Source organism: Anabaenopsis tanganyikae CS-531 (assembly GCF_029891675.1).
Lineage (GTDB): Bacteria > Cyanobacteriota > Cyanobacteriia > Cyanobacteriales > Nostocaceae > Anabaenopsis > Anabaenopsis arnoldii.
In genome coordinates this window covers 1-17,111 of sequence record NZ_JANQDF010000046.1, presented here as the reverse complement: position 1 = coordinate 17,111, position 17,111 = coordinate 1, and the positions used below count along the sequence as shown (strand labels likewise).

At 41.4% G+C, this 17,111-nt stretch carries 13 protein-coding genes and 1 pseudogene; 9 read left to right on the top strand and 5 right to left on the bottom strand.

Translation table 11 applies throughout. The features are described from left to right. Positions 1–280: 280 nt before the first annotated feature. Complete coding sequence (dusB, locus tag NWP22_RS05080; RefSeq protein ID WP_271730798.1) at positions 281–1,333, top strand: tRNA dihydrouridine synthase DusB; 1,053 nt, start codon at positions 281–283, stop codon at positions 1,331–1,333. Between the two features lie 64 nt (positions 1,334–1,397). Here dusB and NWP22_RS05075 read toward each other — a convergent pair whose 3' ends face one another. Together NWP22_RS05075 and NWP22_RS05070 are read right to left on the bottom strand one after the other, a co-directional pair. Then, entirely contained in the window at positions 1,398–4,478 is a 3,081-nt protein-coding gene (locus tag NWP22_RS05075) for a plasmid replication protein, CyRepA1 family (RefSeq protein ID WP_280801588.1), read from the bottom strand. A gap of 319 nt (positions 4,479–4,797) precedes the next feature. Then, positions 4,798–6,192, bottom strand: coding sequence for a hypothetical protein (locus NWP22_RS05070; RefSeq protein WP_280801587.1), 1,395 nt, complete (start codon positions 6,190–6,192; stop codon positions 4,798–4,800). A gap of 510 nt (positions 6,193–6,702) precedes the next feature. Between NWP22_RS05070 and psaA the strand changes: the two genes are divergently transcribed. From psaA to NWP22_RS05045, 5 genes are all read left to right on the top strand, one after another. Then, complete coding sequence (gene psaA, locus NWP22_RS05065; RefSeq protein ID WP_271730802.1) at positions 6,703–8,961, top strand: photosystem I core protein PsaA; 2,259 nt, start codon at positions 6,703–6,705, stop codon at positions 8,959–8,961. Between the two features lie 135 nt (positions 8,962–9,096). Beyond that, positions 9,097–11,328, top strand: a complete 2,232-nt coding sequence (gene psaB / locus NWP22_RS05060) for a photosystem I core protein PsaB (RefSeq protein ID WP_271730804.1) — start codon at positions 9,097–9,099, stop codon at positions 11,326–11,328. Between the two features lie 226 nt (positions 11,329–11,554). Further along, positions 11,555–11,827, top strand: coding sequence for a hypothetical protein (locus NWP22_RS05055; protein WP_271730807.1), 273 nt, complete (start codon positions 11,555–11,557; stop codon positions 11,825–11,827). 107 nt (positions 11,828–11,934) lie between these two features. Continuing rightward, positions 11,935–12,165 (top strand): DUF433 domain-containing protein, encoded by a 231-nt coding sequence (locus tag NWP22_RS05050; protein WP_271730808.1) that lies wholly within the window; start codon positions 11,935–11,937, stop codon positions 12,163–12,165. After that, positions 12,162–12,539 carry a DUF5615 family PIN-like protein gene (locus NWP22_RS05045; RefSeq protein WP_271730809.1) on the top strand — a complete coding sequence of 126 codons (378 nt, stop codon included), beginning with the start codon at positions 12,162–12,164 and terminating at the stop codon, positions 12,537–12,539. Before NWP22_RS05050 ends, NWP22_RS05045 begins: the two co-directional genes overlap by 4 nt. Positions 12,540–12,572: 33 nt before the next feature. Here NWP22_RS05045 and NWP22_RS05040 read toward each other — a convergent pair whose 3' ends face one another. The 3 genes from NWP22_RS05040 to trpB all read right to left on the bottom strand — a co-directional run bounded on the left by NWP22_RS05040 (position 12,573) and on the right by trpB (position 16,091). Then, positions 12,573–13,331 carry an RloB family protein gene (locus tag NWP22_RS05040; RefSeq protein WP_271730811.1) on the bottom strand — a complete coding sequence of 253 codons (759 nt, stop codon included), beginning with the start codon at positions 13,329–13,331 and terminating at the stop codon, positions 12,573–12,575. Positions 13,332–13,335: 4 nt separating this feature from the next. Next, a complete protein-coding gene (locus tag NWP22_RS05035; protein ID WP_280801586.1) occupies positions 13,336–14,676 on the bottom strand; it encodes an AAA family ATPase in 1,341 nt (446 codons plus the stop codon). A gap of 173 nt (positions 14,677–14,849) precedes the next feature. Beyond that, complete coding sequence (gene trpB, locus NWP22_RS05030; protein ID WP_271730816.1) at positions 14,850–16,091, bottom strand: tryptophan synthase subunit beta; 1,242 nt, start codon at positions 16,089–16,091, stop codon at positions 14,850–14,852. Between the two features lie 240 nt (positions 16,092–16,331). Between trpB and NWP22_RS05025 the strand changes: the two genes are divergently transcribed. The 3 genes and pseudogenes from NWP22_RS05025 to NWP22_RS05015 all read left to right on the top strand — a co-directional run. Next, entirely contained in the window at positions 16,332–16,673 is a 342-nt protein-coding gene (locus tag NWP22_RS05025; protein WP_200988045.1) for a translation initiation factor, read from the top strand. A gap of 72 nt (positions 16,674–16,745) precedes the next feature. Beyond that, positions 16,746–16,820, top strand: a pseudogene (locus tag NWP22_RS05020) (YqaE/Pmp3 family membrane protein); the annotation flags it as partial. Between the two features lie 77 nt (positions 16,821–16,897). After that, on the top strand, positions 16,898–17,111 hold a 214-nt coding region (locus NWP22_RS05015; protein WP_425332605.1), incomplete at its 3' end, for an IS607 family transposase.

Here is a 17,111-nt window from a genome sequence, read left to right as displayed (position 1 = left end):
TGCCGTCTTTAGGTGTTATAAACTCTAGATGGATTGAAAATCAATGCTCAAATAACACCGCCATATACTCAAGAACACTGTTAAATTAAAGTTCTGCTCTGAGTCTCTATCTGGTAATACGTAAGTGTTAATATACTCACTTGCTAGATGATATTTACCAATCAGCGGTAAAATACTAGTCTAAATTAGTTGACAAAGCCAATCTCAGCACTACATCTGGAGTGAAAACCAAAGGTACTTAAACAACCTTAAATGTCTCATTTTCACAACTTAAAATTATATGGTTACACTATCTCCTAGTTTAAAAGCTAAACTCTCTGAACCCTTGAAAATCGGTTCTTTCGAGGTGAAGAGTCGAGTTCTACAGTCGCCTTTATCGGGGGTGACAGATATGGTATTTCGTCGTCTGGTGCGTCGCTACGCGCCAGATTCAATGTTGTATACAGAAATGGTCAATGCTACGGGTTTACACTATGTGAAAGAGTTACCCAAAATTATGGAGGTAGACCCGCGGGAACGACCCATCAGTATTCAGTTATTTGACTGTCGCCCTGATTTTTTGGCAGAAGCAGCTATTAAAGCGGTTGCGGAAGGTGCAGATACTGTGGATATTAATATGGGTTGCCCAGTCAATAAAATTACTAAAAATGGCGGTGGTTCATCTTTATTGCGTCAACCGGAAGTAGCGGAGGCTATTGTGCGGGAAGTGGTGAAGGCTATAGATGTACCAGTGACTGTTAAAACCCGCATTGGCTGGAATGACAAAGAAATTACCATTCTTGACTTTGCCAAGCGTATGGAAGATGCTGGGGCGCAAATGATTACAGTACATGGACGTACCCGCGCTCAAGGTTACAATGGTAATGCCCGTTGGGAATGGATAGCCCGTGTTAAGGAGGTGCTTTCTATTCCGGTCATTGGTAATGGGGATATTTTTTCTGTGGAGGCGGCGGTAAGATGTTTGGAGCAAACTGGCGCTGATGGTGTGATGTGTTCTCGTGGGACTTTGGGTTATCCTTTTTTGGTGGGAGAAATTGATCATTTCTTGAAAACCGGGGAAATACTACCACACCCAAGCCCAATTCAGCGCTTGGAATGTGCCAGAGATCATTTACAGGCATTATGGGAATATAAAGGCGATCGCGGTGTACGTCAAGCGCGAAAGCACATGACTTGGTATGCTAAAGGTTTTGTCGGTGCGCCTGAGTTGCGGGGACAGTTAAGTGTAATTGAAACGGTGCAGCAAGGTTTGGATTTAATTGACCAGGGAATTGAGCAGTTACATCATAGTTTTGAACCGATGGAGGAATCAACTAATTTTCAAGTTGCTTAATCCAATAAGTAAAACTCTTGTGTTGCGGGCATCTTGCCCGCTCTTGGTGTACGATAATCAGTATCTAACAGCAGAGAATATAATCAGATTTTTGAATTTTAGAACCTTTCATACTCCTTAACATTAATTCATCGCGGTACTGCCAAACTTTAAAGATTTTTTCTCTACCATCGAAAAAAGTTTCTACATCTATTTCATAGAAATCATTTACCTTTTTCAGTTTTAAACCCATCAGATTTAAGAGTTGGCTAAGTATCTTTATCGGTGAAATAATGCCCTTTCCCTTGATGAAATCAATGCCTAGTAATCTTTTTATGTGTTTACTATGCTGTAAGACGATATCCTTGAGCAACAGTAAATCAGCATCATGTTCTGTAAATTTTCTTTCTGGTTCTAAAAATTCTGGCATTCCTAACCCCTTCATAGCTTCAACTTTACAGGTATAAGTCTTTAAATCTGGCAGAAAAACTTTACCATCACCCCAGAATAATTGCTGATGCCATTCTTGCTGATCTCTAACATGAAAATACTCGCTGTCATGGGTAAGATAATAGTGGAGGAGTAATTGGTAATAATACCCTTTATCGTCCCGCAACTTTAACAAAGGAGTAACTGCAATGCCATATTTTTGTCTCAGGGTATATTTGTCAATTTGGTGACGTTCTAATTCTGAAAGAGAAGGTTTATTTAATAGTTTTTCATACTCTAGATAATTAATGTCTCGCGCTGTGGTTACAGCGGTAGCAGCTAATAATTGATGCCGCTGCTTAATTTCTCTAATTTCGCATTTGATATCTTTAGCTTTTTGACGCTTTTGTGCCCAATCTCTTTGCACTTTAACGATTTCTAAAACTAGTCTTTTGCGGGTTTCTATGTCCTGGGAATCTGTGGACAAAAATGCCAGGCGTAAATCTCTGACAATGTTATTATGTACAGCATTACTTCGTAACCAAACTTGATGTCCATCTGCTATTAAACCATCTTGCATTGATTGGCGATATAGACGAATGGAAGCATTGACCCTAGCGGATAACTTTGACCAAGTACGCAAATGCATTGGGTCATACACTAATGGCAAATCTATATTGATTTTATGTAACGGACTGAGTAAGGCTAAGTTTTCTTGTTGATTTTCTTGATACCAATCAGATAGTAGTCGATAATTTGTACTACCACTACCAATTAAGCCTATGCCTCGCTTGGCACACCAAACGATTCGTGGTACATTATCTCGTACTCTTGCTAATGCTTGTCGTGCTTCTGCGTCAGGAATTACCCCTTGAAAAATACCATAAACTCGGTCGAAGTGTTGAACATCAATACTGATTCCTGTACCAAGGCTGGGAGTAACGAAAATGGCATCATATTCAGGAATTTTTTGATTAATATTGCCTACAAAGTCAACTGCTGCATGGCCAGGTGTGCTGGTCGTGCGACTACTGATTACTAGGGATTTAGGGAATTGCTGTCTTAATTTCTCTAATCTTTCTTTCAGGTAGCCTTCTATTGTTTCACAACTATAACGCCCAGAGCGACTATCAGTTGTAACGTAACATTTACGCCCTGCTATTAAATCCAATTCTAGTTGGTGAATTAATGGTGTGGGGTTAGGAGAGTCATAAAAAGTTACATCCCAGCCGCCCTGGGGTTTCCATTTATTCACTAGTACCCAAGGGGTTAATTTAATTCCTGATAGTCCTTGCAAATATTCTAATGATACATCTGATAAGTCAGCATCTTGGGCAATGACTAACCCTTCTGTGGTTAAAACTGTAGAAATTAGCTGTTGGAATAATTTTAAAATCTTTACTCGTCTATGTTTACAAGTATTACTGTTGAGGAGATGCCACAAAGACTGTTCTACTTCATCTAAAATTAATATTGCTCCTCCCCATTCTTGGGGGTTGAGTTTCCAAATTGAATCAACACATAAACCGCAGGATTTAGGTTTTTTCCAGGACTGGCTGACCAGGGGTAAATTTTGATCTGATCCCATAACAAAGTCGCTATCATTATAGCCCCATTCAATACCAATTTTTTCACACAAAAAGCGACCTAGTTGAATTCTGTGAGTAATTAATAATATGGGTCGATTTGAAGTTTTAGCTTGATTAACAATGGCTTGCAGTGCTGTGGTTTTTCCTGTTCCTTTGGCTGATTTTAGTCCCACTAATCCAGATGTGGGATAAGATACTTTTTCTAAGTAAGGACAGTTGAGTGTGACTGTAGCCGGAATGGTTAGATGAGTATGGGGTTTCTTTTGGGCTAAATAAATTTCTAAATCAGTGCTTTGGCGATATACTTTCTCGAAAGCACTTGCACCTTTAGCAACAATTAGATCATCAACACCTTTTTCTTTTCCTGGTAGTTCGATAACTTTGACAGGACATTTTTTCTCTTGGAGTAAACAACCCAGTTGGGAGATGGCGTTATTAATAGCAGCAAGTTTTCTCGGTTGAGTTTCAAAATCAAAACAAATATAAAAGCAGCGCTTTGTCATCGCAAATGCTGCTAAGTCGGGAATCAGCTGACGAGTCGTGACTTTACCAAAGATATCTTTGACAACCCGATAACCGCTGGTAATTCCCGGAATGGCGATCGCAGGGTATCCTTGTGTTAATAATGCTGCTGCTTTTTTCGCACCTTCGCAGATGATTACAGGTAAGTTTTGTGTCCTGACCCATTGCCAAAACCCTTGAGCTGCCCCATCAGCATCAACATTGACACTGCTAGGTATGGCTATATTATACCGTTGAGAGACTTCCTGCCAAATTTTTAATGTTACCCGCAGACAAAATACCCGTGTTGGTGTGCTGGGTGGATGTTCGTACTTGATGGATTTGCCATTCTGATTCATTCGGGGTTGGTTGGGTTTAAAACATCCCCATTCCATTGGTTCCCAATTATTCAGAGGATCTACACCAGAACACCACCAACCGCCAGCGGTAACGTGATTATATCGATGTAACCAATTATTCTTAACTCTACCAGTGTTTGTGCGGGGAATATCCTCAGAAATTAGCAGATAATCATAAGGTGATGCGTCCTGGAGAGATTTAAAATTTAGTTTTACTATATGTAAATCTATACTACTGTTCTTGACTAATTCCTCAAGGTGTTGGGTGTCTAAATATTGCAGATGCATGGGAAGAACCTTGAACGGAATACGATGGATTTAAAACTTACCATGTATTTGCCGGTTTTTTATGGGAGAAATCACGTTGTTTATATGGTACTTTTTTACTTCGTTTTAAAGAATACATCGGTTAGTTATCAAGTTCCTGATTCTGTGAGACTATGTTGCTGAAGTAATAAGCTTGTATTGTAAGATTTGCTGGTGATTAATTTTAATTTTTCAGTAAATTTCCGTTTTTTTAAAACCCTCAGGGTAGGTTTAGCGATTGCCTTTGGCACTAGGCTATGGCTACGCCACGGAAGCTATTACGCAATCGCTTTAAGTTTTGTTATTCCTGCATAGTAGTAACTTTGTATTCCCCGGCCTTTTCCTGCTGGTCTGGTATGGGTGTAGTTTCTGGAACTACTGATGGCACGGCGGGAGTTGATTCATCTGTTGGCGTTACCTCTGGCTGTTCTGCTGCTGGAGGCTCAGATTTTGGGTTTTCTGGTTCTTCAAGCGGCGCGGGGACTATCTCAGGTTGTGTTTCTGATGCAGGTGGCTCAATAATCTCTGGTAGTGTCGGGGGTAAGCTGGGTGACGGTTCGACAAGTTCCTGAGATTGTGGTGTTTCTGGTGGTTCTGCTTTTTCTGGTTCTACAGGTTCTTGTGATTCGGTTGTAGGTGTTTCTGGAAGTTGAGTTTGAGGAATGGGCTGTGGTGAGGGTATTTTGTCAATAGCAGGAGTAGGTATAGGTTCAGTGGCTGGTGTTTTAGCTGTGTAATTGGGGTCTACAATGCTCCGCGCCTCATCTGCTGACAATTCTCCTGTGACAATTCTCGAAAGTGTGTCTTTACCCTTGGGCTGGTAATTAATGAGTCTGGCTGTGGTATTAAAGGCATTTTTGAGAGGATTTCCTTGATTATCTAGAAATTCTAGTTTTACCCAGTTTTTACCAGGTTTGAAGCCTTTGAGGTAAATAGGTTGCCAGCGATCCAAAATGAAGCTTTCATTGTTAATTGTGCAACGGATGCGCCAATCGCTGATGGTATTGTTAGGGTTTTCCTCGGCCACAAGGTGCAGAGGAGCGTTCGTTAAGTAAAAGTCCAGTAAAATCGGTTCTGCTCCGTAAGTGCCTTGAGGACGGCTGTAGGTGAGGACGGGCAGAGTAGGATCAGGATTATTGTTGTCAGTTTTGGTGAAAATATGAAATGTGGTCTGGGCATAAGCACCTTCATTTTTAAAGCTTTCGTGCCAAGGCCGAGAAGCAAAGACGCGCAGGGTATGTGTACCTGGAGAGAGGTCTGCTAAAATTAGAGGTTGATTCGGGTCGTAAATGGGTATGTAAGGTTGATTATCCACAATTACATGTAGATGGGGACCTAGTTCTAATTGGGAATCTTTAAATATGGGTATGTCCTGGGTCTGAAAGCTGACTGTGAGTGTATTGTCTTGAATAACTTCGTCAGGTTGAGGAGTCAGTATTTTGACTTGGGGTCGATAATTTTCTAAGCTCGGGCGTAGTTCTTGGATAACCTGTGGTGGCGACACCTCGGAAAATTGTCGAGAAATCTGAGCAATTTTCTGGGGTGTATTTATTTGGCTCACAGGTACTTCTTGGCTACGGACTTTTTCAGTACAGCTAGTTAAACTGAACACCAATACTAATGTAATCAGCCACTTAAAAATAGTAAATCTCAGGGAGGATATTTGATAGAAAACCTTTGTTGGCAATGATTTCATGCATTTGATCCTAGTGGTGGTCGTCAGTAAGTGACTATGTTATTTTGGCTTAAATTGTGCATCGGATACCATAGCCCAAAAGATGATATTTTTACGGCACCAACTCATGTTTTCCGGAAACCTTCTCAGATAACTGGAAAATGGTTAGTATTTTTATATTTTTACTGTAGCAATTGAAACATAAAACAATATAATATCAACTCGTATTACCACATGAATTGAGTTAAACCATAAATTTTAGTAATTGTTACTCTTTGTAAATAAAATGGACAATCCCTTGACTTTTCGCGCAAAACTATGAAGATACAAAGCTTATAAGACAATTGTTTGAGGGAGTTTGAATTATTGTTAAAATGTGTTTAACAATGCACCAGTAATGACTCTATAATTCAACAGAAACAAACTTCCACATAGAGTCTTCATCACTGCTCCAGGAATGTCTGTAGTTTGCGACTAGGTTAACTTTGTGGTAATTATGATTCCTCATTCCTTATCAAGAGAGGAGGTCGAATGACGATTAGTCCTCCGGAGCGAGAGGAAAAAAAGGCAAGAGTCATAGTCGATAAAGATCCGGTTCCTACCTCATTTGAAAAATGGGCAAAGCCAGGACACTTCGACAGATCCTTAGCCAAAGGACCCAAAACCACCACATGGATTTGGAACCTTCACGCCCTCGCCCATGACTTTGATACACATACAAGCGATCTAGAAGACATTTCCCGCAAGATATTCGCAGCCCACTTCGGCCATCTAGCCGTAGTAGCGATTTGGTTAAGCGGGATGTTATTCCACGGCGCTAAATTCTCGAATTACGAAGCTTGGTTAAGCGATCCATTAAATGTGAGTCCTAGCGCTCAAGTCGTTTGGCCAATTGTGGGACAAGACATTTTAAATGGTGATGTGGGCGGCGGATTCCGCGGTATTCAAATCACCTCAGGCTTGTTCCAAGTATGGCGCGGCTGGGGTATTACCAGCTCATTCCAGCTTTATGTAACAGCTATTGGCGGTTTGGTACTAGCAGGCTTGTTCTTATTTGCTGGTTGGTTCCATTACCACAAGCGTGCTCCCAAACTGGAATGGTTCCAGAATGTAGAGTCAATGCTGAATCATCACTTGGCTGTATTGCTAGGTTGTGGTTCCTTGGGATGGACAGGACACTTAATACACGTGTCAGCACCAGTAAACAAACTCTTGGATGCAGGTGTCGCTGCTAAAGATATACCCTTGCCCCATGAGTTCATTCTGAACAAAGACCTGTTGATAGATTTGTATCCCAGCTTTGCTAATGGGTTAACACCATTCTTCACCTTGAACTGGGGTGAGTATGCTGACTTCCTGACGTTCAAGGGCGGTCTAAACCCAGTTACAGGCGGCTTGTGGATGACAGACATTGCCCATCACCATTTGGCGATCGCAGTTCTGTTCATTATTGCTGGTCATATGTACCGTACCAACTGGGGTATAGGACACAGCATCAAAGAAATCCTGGAAAACCATAAAGGTCCATTCACAGGTGAAGGCCATAAAGGTCTGTACGAAAATCTGACCACATCTTGGCACGCTCAGTTAGCAACTAACCTTGCTTTCTTGGGTTCACTGACCATCATCATTGCTCACCACATGTACGCAATGCCCCCGTATCCGTACTTGGCAACGGACTACGCTACGCAGTTGTGTATATTTACCCACCATATGTGGATAGGTGGCTTCCTGATCGTCGGTGGTGCCGCTCACGCTGCTATTTTCATGGTGCGTGATTACGATCCCGTTGTGAACCAAAACAACGTGTTAGATCGGGTGATTCGTCACCGGGATGCTATTATCTCTCACCTGAACTGGGTGTGTATTTTCCTAGGCTTCCACAGCTTTGGACTGTACATCCACAACGATACAATGCGTGCCTTGGGTCGTCCTCAAGACATGTTCTCCGACTCGGCAATTCAGTTACAGCCAGTATTTGCTCAGTGGGTGCAAAACCTGCACACATTGGCCCCTGGTGGTACTGCTCCTAATGCCTTAGAACCAGTTAGCTATGCCTTTGGCGGCGGTATTCTGGCGGTAGGCGGTAAAGTGGCAATGATGCCCATTGCTTTGGGTACAGCGGACTTTTTAGTTCACCACATCCACGCCTTCACCATTCACGTCACCGTCCTGATTCTGCTCAAGGGTGTACTGTTTGCCCGTAGTTCTCGTCTGATTCCAGATAAGGCTAACTTGGGCTTCCGCTTCCCTTGCGACGGTCCAGGTCGTGGCGGTACCTGTCAAGTATCTGGTTGGGACCACGTGTTCCTCGGATTATTCTGGATGTATAACTCCCTATCGATTGTGATCTTCCACTTCAGCTGGAAAATGCAATCAGATGTCTGGGGTACAGTAGATGCAGCAGGTAATGTGTCTCACATTACTGGTGGTAACTTTGCCCAAAGTGCTATCACCATTAATGGCTGGCTACGTGATTTCTTGTGGGCACAAGCAACACAAGTAATCAACTCCTACGGCAGTGCTTTATCTGCTTATGGTCTACTATTCTTAGGCGCTCACTTTGTCTGGGCATTCAGCTTAATGTTCCTGTTCAGTGGTCGCGGCTACTGGCAAGAACTAATTGAGTCCATTGTTTGGGCACATAATAAACTGAAAGTAGCACCAGCAATTCAGCCTCGCGCCCTGAGCATCATTCAGGGTCGGGCTGTAGGTGTAGCTCACTACCTCTTAGGAGGAATTGTGACAACCTGGGCATTCTTCCACGCACACATCCTTTCAGTAGGGTAGTAATTCACTTAATGAGTGCTGGGGGCTGAGTGCTGGGGGCTGAGTAGTTAATTCAAGCTCAAAACCTAGTACTCAAAACTCAGAACTCTAAAAGCTGACACCTGATGGCTAAAGGTCAGAGGATTTATCAAACCTATGGCAACGAAATTTCCAAAATTTAGCCAGGATCTCGCACAGGACCCGACTACGCGTCGGATATGGTATGCGATCGCCACTGGAAACGACTTTGAAAGCCACGATGGCATGACGGAAGAAAATCTTTACCAAAAGATTTTCGCCACTCACTTCGGTCACTTGGCAATCATCTTTCTATGGGCTTCCAGCCTCCTGTTCCACGTAGCCTGGCAAGGTAACTTTGAACAGTGGATTAAAGATCCCCTTCATGTCCGTCCCATCGCCCATGCGATTTGGGACCCCCACTTTGGTGAACCTGCCATTGAAGCATTTACCCAAGGTGGCGCTAGCAATCCAGTAAACATCGCTTACTCTGGTGTTTACCACTGGTGGTATACCATCGGTATGCGGACGAACAGCGAACTGTACACCGGTTCCGTGTTCCTCCTCTTGTTGGCAGCATTATTCTTATTTGCTGGTTGGTTGCACTTACAACCCAAGTTCCGTCCTAGCCTGTCTTGGTTCAAGAGTGCTGAACCCCGTTTGAACCACCACTTAGCTGGTTTATTCGGCGTTAGCTCCTTGGCTTGGGCTGGTCACTTGATTCACGTTGCTATCCCCGAATCTCGCGGACAGCACGTAGGTTGGGATAACTTCTTAACCACCATGCCCCACCCAGCAGGTTTAACACCTTTCTTCACAGGTAACTGGGGTGTTTACGCTCAGAACCCTGACACTGCCAGCCATATTTTTGGTACATCTCAAGGTTCCGGTACAGCGATTCTGACTTTCTTGGGTGGCTTCCATCCTCAAACAGAATCCTTGTGGCTGACCGACATGGCTCACCACCACTTGGCGATCGCAGTTATCTTCATTGTTGCCGGTCATATGTACCGCACTAACTTTGGAATTGGTCACAGCATCAAAGAAATGCTCAATTCCAAATCCGGTTTAATCCCCGGTAGCAAGAGTGAAGGTCAATTCAACCTGCCTCACCAAGGTCTGTACGACACCATCAACAACTCACTGCACTTCCAGCTGTCCTTAGCTTTGGCAGCACTAGGAACCATCACTTCCTTGGTAGCGCAGCATATGTACTCCCTGCCTCCTTACGCTTTCATTGCTAAGGACTACACAACACAGGCAGCACTGTACACCCACCACCAGTATATTGCTGGCTTCTTGATGGTTGGTGCTTTCGCCCACGCCGCCATCTTCTGGGTACGTGACTACGACCCCGAACAAAACAAGGGCAACGTACTCGACCGGATTTTACAGCACAAAGAAGCGATTATCTCTCACCTCAGCTGGGTATCGCTATTCTTAGGCTTCCACACCCTCGGTCTGTATGTACACAACGACGTAGTAGTTGCTTTCGGTACTCCTGAAAAGCAAATCTTGATTGAGCCTGTGTTCGCCCAGTTCATTCAAGCTGCTCACGGTAAAGTACTGTATGGTTTAGATACTCTGTTATCTAACCCCGACAGCATCGCCTACACAGCTTATCCTAACAACGGCAACGTTTGGTTAGGCGGCTGGTTGGATGCCATCAACTCCGGCACTAACTCCCTATTCCTAACAATTGGCCCTGGCGACTTCTTGGTACACCACGCTTTCGCTTTGGCTATTCACACCACCACCCTAGTACTTGTTAAAGGTGCTTTGGATGCTCGTGGTTCTAAGCTGATGCCCGATAAAAAGGACTTCGGCTATGCCTTCCCTTGCGACGGTCCAGGCCGTGGCGGTACTTGCGACATCTCCGCTTGGGACTCCTTCTACCTAGCTATGTTCTGGATGTTAAATACCATTGGTTGGGTAACCTTCTACTGGCACTGGAAACATCTAGGTATTTGGCAAGGTAACGTTGCTCAGTTCAACGAAAACTCCACTTACTTAATGGGCTGGTTCCGTGACTACCTCTGGGCTAACTCCGCTCAGTTGATTAACGGATACAACCCCTACGGCGTGAATAACCTGTCTGTTTGGGCTTGGATGTTCCTGTTTGGTCACCTAGTTTGGGCAACCGGTTTCATGTTCCTCATCTCTTGGAGAGGTTACTGGCAAGAGTTGATTGAAACCCTTGTTTGGGCGCACGAGCGTACTCCTCTAGCTAACTTGGTTCGCTGGAAAGATAAGCCCGTTGCTCTCTCCATCGTTCAAGCTCGCTTGGTAGGTTTAGCTCACTTCACCGTTGGCTATGTTGTTACCTATGCAGCGTTCTTGATTGCCTCTACTGCTGGTAAGTTCGGTTAATTCCGCTACTAGTTTTATAGGTGAGTAATAAAAATCCCCTGCCGTCTGGTGGGGGATTTTTTGTAGAGCTTAATATCCTGCCAGGAGATGGAGATCCTACATCAGCGTATTCTTCAAAAGTTTGCTGCTGATACAACTAGATAAGGCAAAAGCGATCGCCATAAACATTGATAAACATTGATAGAAATATATATCCTAAAATTAAATTAGGTAAATCATCTGGAATATGGAAAAACTACAAACCTCATTTAAACAAAAAGAAATAGAGGAAACTTTCACCACACTTGTCAACCAGTGGCGTGAACAGAATCGGGGTGTATCATCAACCAATCAAATGTGTATGCACCTAGCCTATCAACAAATTATAGGAATGGGAGAGCCTGTAATACCGTTACTACTCAGAGAACTTGAAAAAAAATCTGGACGCTGGTTTTGGGCATTAAAATGTATTTCTAGACAAGATCCTGTACCTCCAGAGTACAGAGGAAAAACAAAATAAATGACTAGAGCATGGCTTGAGTGGGGAAAGCAAAGGGATTACATTTAGAAAGTGTAGAAAATATTCAGCATCAATACATTTATCTTATTTACAAACAAACCTAATTTATGAATAACTGGCAAGAACGCATTAGTATTAATCCTCAAGTGTGTCACGGTAAACCATGTATTAAAGACACACGTATCATGATATCAGTTATCCTTGATAACCTTGCTGATGGACTGACCTTTGAAGAAATAGTCAAAGATTATCCACCACTAACTTTAGAAGATGTCAAAGCGGCTATTGCTTATGCAGCACAACTAACTAGGGAAGAGGAACTGTTACCACTGCGATGACCAAAATGTTAGTGAAACTTGACGAGAACATGGCACAAAGTCACGTTGACTTTTTACACAAATCTGGTTATAGTGCTGACCGAGTTACAGATGAAGGATTATCTGGTGCAAAAGATGAAGTTGTTTGGCAACAAGTCTGTGCTGAGGAAAGATTTTTCATTACCCTTGATTTAGACTTTTCTGATGTTCGCCGTTTTCCACCAGGTACGCATCCTGGTATTTTATTATTGCGATCGCGTAATCGTAGCCGTCAAGCTGTCCTAGAAATTTTAACTCGCGTAGTCAATGAACAATCTTTAGTAGCTTTGAAGGGTTGTCTTGTGGTTGCAGATGAAATCCAGACAAGAATCCGTCGTCCGCTTCCAGAAACATAACATAAGTTTTTCAGCCACTAATTTAAAAATCCATTAACTCTCTAGATTCATAGAGACTTGTGTCAACTTTTCTAGCAACTTGTAAACTCCTGTACCAATTTTATTTTCTGGATAATCTGGATCATTGGGGTTACATTCACCAAGTATTTTTGCTCTGGTAATTGCTTCTGGGATATATTGCATTAGTTGTGCATAACATGGTTGCTTCTGAGCTTGGTGAATCCTATTCCATAATTTCTTACACATTCCTGGTCTTTTTTTAATATATTCTTTTTGAATTTCTTCTTTCAGGCTAGTATCTTTTGACTCTGCTGGAATAGCATCTAGTAAAGTTATTTCTAAATCAAAAAAGTGTAGTATTAACCAAATTTCAAAGCAGGGATTACTAATACATAACTTATATATAGGATTCTCACAACATTTTTGAGCCAATTCAGAAATAGTTAGTTTACGATTATCGTAGTCGTCAGTGTCTATTATCATCCATAATTCATCATATTCTTGAAGGTCGTAATTTTCCTTTAATTCTTCATAGAATTTAAGTAATGTTTTATATACATATTGAGGATCTGAGTTTCCAGCTTCTTGTTCTTTTCTATCTATAAACTCGACATGAATATTACTGAGACGAAAATCTTCTTCATATTTTATTGTTAAGGCATTAAAATATTGATATTCAGTTTTATCACCTTCCGCAGCTATTATATATAATTTCCATTTTTTATCTTCACCACATTTACTAGCAATATAACTGGATCTACCTTGATAATCTGTATTCCTTTCTCTTCCCATTTTATTACTCGTGACTCCATCCCAATGTTTTTAAGTCTTTAATAAAAGGTATTGCTCCAAATCTTCCATTAAGATATCCAGCAGCTAAATCGAGATTGTCAACGTCTGTATTAGCTAAAGAATAAAGTACAGATTGTCCATGCTTATCTTTTTCTACAAACCAAATCTCATCTTTTCTAAAAATATCTTTTATGTCTAGTAAATAAACTTCATGCGTCGTAGCAATTAACTGACTATTTAAACTTGTATTTTCAGGATTATTCAGAAAATAATTAAAAAGTTTCTTCATCAGTAAAGAATGTAGACTCCTTTCAATTTCATCTATTACATAAACAGCATTTCCCCGTGCTAAGTGCATTAGCATAGGGAATAAATCAATTAATCTTTGCGTTCCATCTGACTCTTCGGATATTTCAAATTCTACTTCCCTATTTTCTTTGTCAAACCTAACTGGTGATAAATTGAGAACTGTTAATTTGTCGGTTTCGTCTTTTGCTTTAGAGATAATACATTGTAATATAGGTATAAATATTGCATTATTTTCACCTTCTTCATAAGGAAACTCTTTCTTAATTTCATCTTTAATTTCTGAGGGTATTTCTTTATAGTGATCTAAATCAGTTGTTTTAGTAATAATCTTTTTAATTCCTAAATCTAAGGATTCTAAAAAGTTACTCAGAGAATCTTGTACTGTAAAAAAAGGTAGTGTAGGCCTAGAATTAGGAAAAACAATTTTTAAAACATCACTAAACCATTCAAATATATGTTTTAACTCTTTAATTTTTCTTTCTTGTGAATTAGTCAAAAACAGTAAGTTTTCTCTTGTACTCGTGGCTTCATAACGAATTCTATTTTTTTCATCTTCCGAAATATTCAAGAAAAATTCGTGTTTAAAATTATGAAAATTAATATCTTCCCCTTTTCTTTCATAAATTGGTGTTTCCATATTTACACCAATTTCAAATAACCATTCTTCATGAATTTTGTGTTTATCAACTAAAAAGCCATAAGCATACTGTTTATCATGAGTTTTAAACTCAAATTCAAATCTAGATGGTTTTGTATAACAGGATTTATCAAGTTTAAAATTATTAATATTGATATTTGTATTTTTTTCTACACCCTCAACAATAAAATTTCTAGCAAATTTCATAGCCTTAATTAAGTTAGATTTGCCAGAAGCATTAGCACCATAAATTATAGATGTTCTGAGTAATTTGATGGACTCCTGAGACTCACCTACAACTACATGATGACTATGATGGGTATCATCTGAAGCAATCATGTTAAAGTCTATCCTTTGGTTAAAGGATAAGAAGTTTTCTACTGTAAATCTGATTAACATAATTATTGAAGTATATAGTCAATTCCTTTTATAATACTTATAAAAAACTTCTAAAATTTAATGTTTTTATCAATGTTACTTCTTATTGTGGAGCAGGCATCTTAACTGGAATTGATATTAGGCGGGCAAGATGCCCACCCTACTGTTATTGAAAATGGTGTAAGATATCAGGGTTATTCTGGCATTAAAAACTTGGCGACAGTTTGCACATCCTTATCACCACGTCCAGAACAATTAAGGACAATTCGCGGACTACCACTCAGTTGAGGACAGAGGGTTTCCAAATAGGCGATCGCATGGGCGGTTTCCAAAGCGGGTATAATGCCCTCCAAGCGAGATAGACGCTGGAAAGCTGCCAAAGCCTCCCCATCGGTGACGCTGTAATATTCCGCTCGTCCCATATCCTTCAAATAACTATGTTCAGGTCCCACCCCCGGATAATCTAAACCTGCACTAATAGAGTGGGCCTCAATAATTTGTCCCTCTTCATCTTGCAACAGATAGCTCATTGCCCCGTGCAGTACACCAATCTGTCCTTTTGTCAAGGTAGCAGCGTGTTTTTGTGTATTCACACCTTCGCCGGCGGCTTCTACGCCAATTAAGCGAATAGAAGGCTCATTGACAAACTCGTGAAATAATCCCATAGCGTTGGAACCACCACCCACACAAGCAATGAGAATCTCTGGTAAACCCCCCCACTTTTCCACAGCTTGGGCGCGGGTTTCTTGACCAATCACAGCGTGAAAATCCCGAACCATCATCGGGTAAGGATGGGGTCCAGCTACCGAGCCTAAAATATAATGGGTTGTTTCCACATTGGTCACCCAATCGCGGATAGCCTCAGAAGTCGCATCCTTGAGGGTTCCCGTTCCCGCTTCCACCGGACGCACTTGGGCCCCCATCAAGCGCATTCTAAACACATTCAAGGCTTGGCGTTCCATATCATGAACGCCCATGTAAATCACACATTCCAGGCCAAACCGAGCGCAAACTGTAGCTGTAGCTACCCCATGCTGTCCTGCGCCGGTTTCCGCAATAATTCTTTGCTTACCCATGCGCTTGGCTAACAATACTTGACCCAGAGCATTATTAATTTTATGAGCGCCAGTGTGATTTAAATCTTCACGTTTTAAGTAAATTTGTGGACCTGTACCATCTGGGCGGGCATAATGAGCCGTGAGGCGTTCCGCAAAATACAACGGTGTAGCGCGTCCCACATAGTCTTTTAATAAATGTTGTAATTCCTCTTGAAAACTGGGGTGATGGCGGTATTGCTGATAAGCTAATTCTAATTCAGCTAAGGCCGGCATCAGTGTTTCCGGGACGTACTTACCGCCAAAGCGTCCAAAGCGTCCTTGGATATCGGGAACCTGAGCATTAAATTGGGAATTTGGAGAGAGGGGTGTGGTAGTCACGGAAAATTTTAGATCACAGGATGAATGTAATTATTTTAAAACGATTTCCCAATTCTCAGTCGTCTAGATCCTCGGAATCTTTTACCTACTGCTGGGAGGAAACTAGAAAAATGCAGTTGTGCGGTTAGCTTTCATCCCTTGGCGAAAGTTACCATAGTGATAGGGTAGCCAGAGTCAGAAAAGGTAACTGCGCTACTGTATATTAGCCAGATGAGATTTTTTTTCTGAATCACAAAATTTATGTCCTCTTCTAAATCTTCTGACAATCGCTTTGTCTACCGTGAATTTGGTGATGATCACTCTGCTGCTACACAAAGGGCGATTCCGGAATTACCACCCCAGCAACAAAACCTGAAGATACAGGCTTCCCGCAAGGGACGCAAGGGGAAAACTGTGACAGTGATTACTGGTTTTCAAACCAAACCCGAAGTTTTAGCTGGTTTAGTTAAGCAGTTGAAAACTCAATGCGGTACAGGTGGGACTGTCAAGGATAATGAAATTGAAATTCAGGGCGACCATAAACAGAAGATTTTAGAGATTATGACTACATTAGGTTACAAAGCCAAAATTAGCGGCGGCTGATGGGTGTGGTTTATTTTGTACATAGTGTTTAAATTACAAAGCAGGTGCTTCTAATCTGCTCAGGAGGTTATCATGGATTTAATTCGGATTTTGTGTGCTATTTTTCTTCCGCCTCTGGGAGTGTTTTTACAGGTGGGGTTTGGTCTACAATAATTTAATGAATTTATAGTCATTTATGTACATTTGTAGTATAATATTATTATGAATGTACGATTATTAAATGAATGAAACTATCTGATTATGCAAAAAAGGTAGGGATAAGTTATAGAACTGCGTGGCGTTGGTACAAATCCGGCGTAATCACAGGTTATCAACAACCTACAGGAACCATAATTATTAATCTACCTGAAACCAACCAAAACCCTAACAAAGTTGTAGCTATCTACTGCCGTGTTTCTGATAATGGTTCAAAAGACAACTTAGAAAGACAAGCTGAAA

Excerpts from the sequence above, each read along its gene's own strand:
- psaA (WP_271730802.1), top strand. The coding sequence starts at position 6,703 with ATGACGATTAGTCCTCCGGAGCGAGAGGAAAAAAAGGCAAGAGTCATA.
- NWP22_RS05040 (WP_271730811.1), bottom strand. The coding sequence starts at position 13,331 with ATGGGAAGAGAAAGGAATACAGATTATCAAGGTAGATCCAGTTATATT.
- psaB (WP_271730804.1), top strand. The coding sequence starts at position 9,097 with ATGGCAACGAAATTTCCAAAATTTAGCCAGGATCTCGCACAGGACCCG.
- NWP22_RS05050 (WP_271730808.1), top strand. The coding sequence starts at position 11,935 with ATGAATAACTGGCAAGAACGCATTAGTATTAATCCTCAAGTGTGTCAC.
- dusB (WP_271730798.1), top strand. The coding sequence starts at position 281 with ATGGTTACACTATCTCCTAGTTTAAAAGCTAAACTCTCTGAACCCTTG.
- NWP22_RS05055 (WP_271730807.1), top strand. The coding sequence starts at position 11,555 with ATGGAAAAACTACAAACCTCATTTAAACAAAAAGAAATAGAGGAAACT.
- NWP22_RS05075 (WP_280801588.1), bottom strand. The coding sequence starts at position 4,478 with ATGCATCTGCAATATTTAGACACCCAACACCTTGAGGAATTAGTCAAG.
- NWP22_RS05035 (WP_280801586.1), bottom strand. The coding sequence starts at position 14,676 with ATGTTAATCAGATTTACAGTAGAAAACTTCTTATCCTTTAACCAAAGG.
- NWP22_RS05025 (WP_200988045.1), top strand. The coding sequence starts at position 16,332 with ATGTCCTCTTCTAAATCTTCTGACAATCGCTTTGTCTACCGTGAATTT.
- NWP22_RS05070 (WP_280801587.1), bottom strand. The coding sequence starts at position 6,192 with ATGAAATCATTGCCAACAAAGGTTTTCTATCAAATATCCTCCCTGAGA.
- NWP22_RS05045 (WP_271730809.1), top strand. The coding sequence starts at position 12,162 with ATGACCAAAATGTTAGTGAAACTTGACGAGAACATGGCACAAAGTCAC.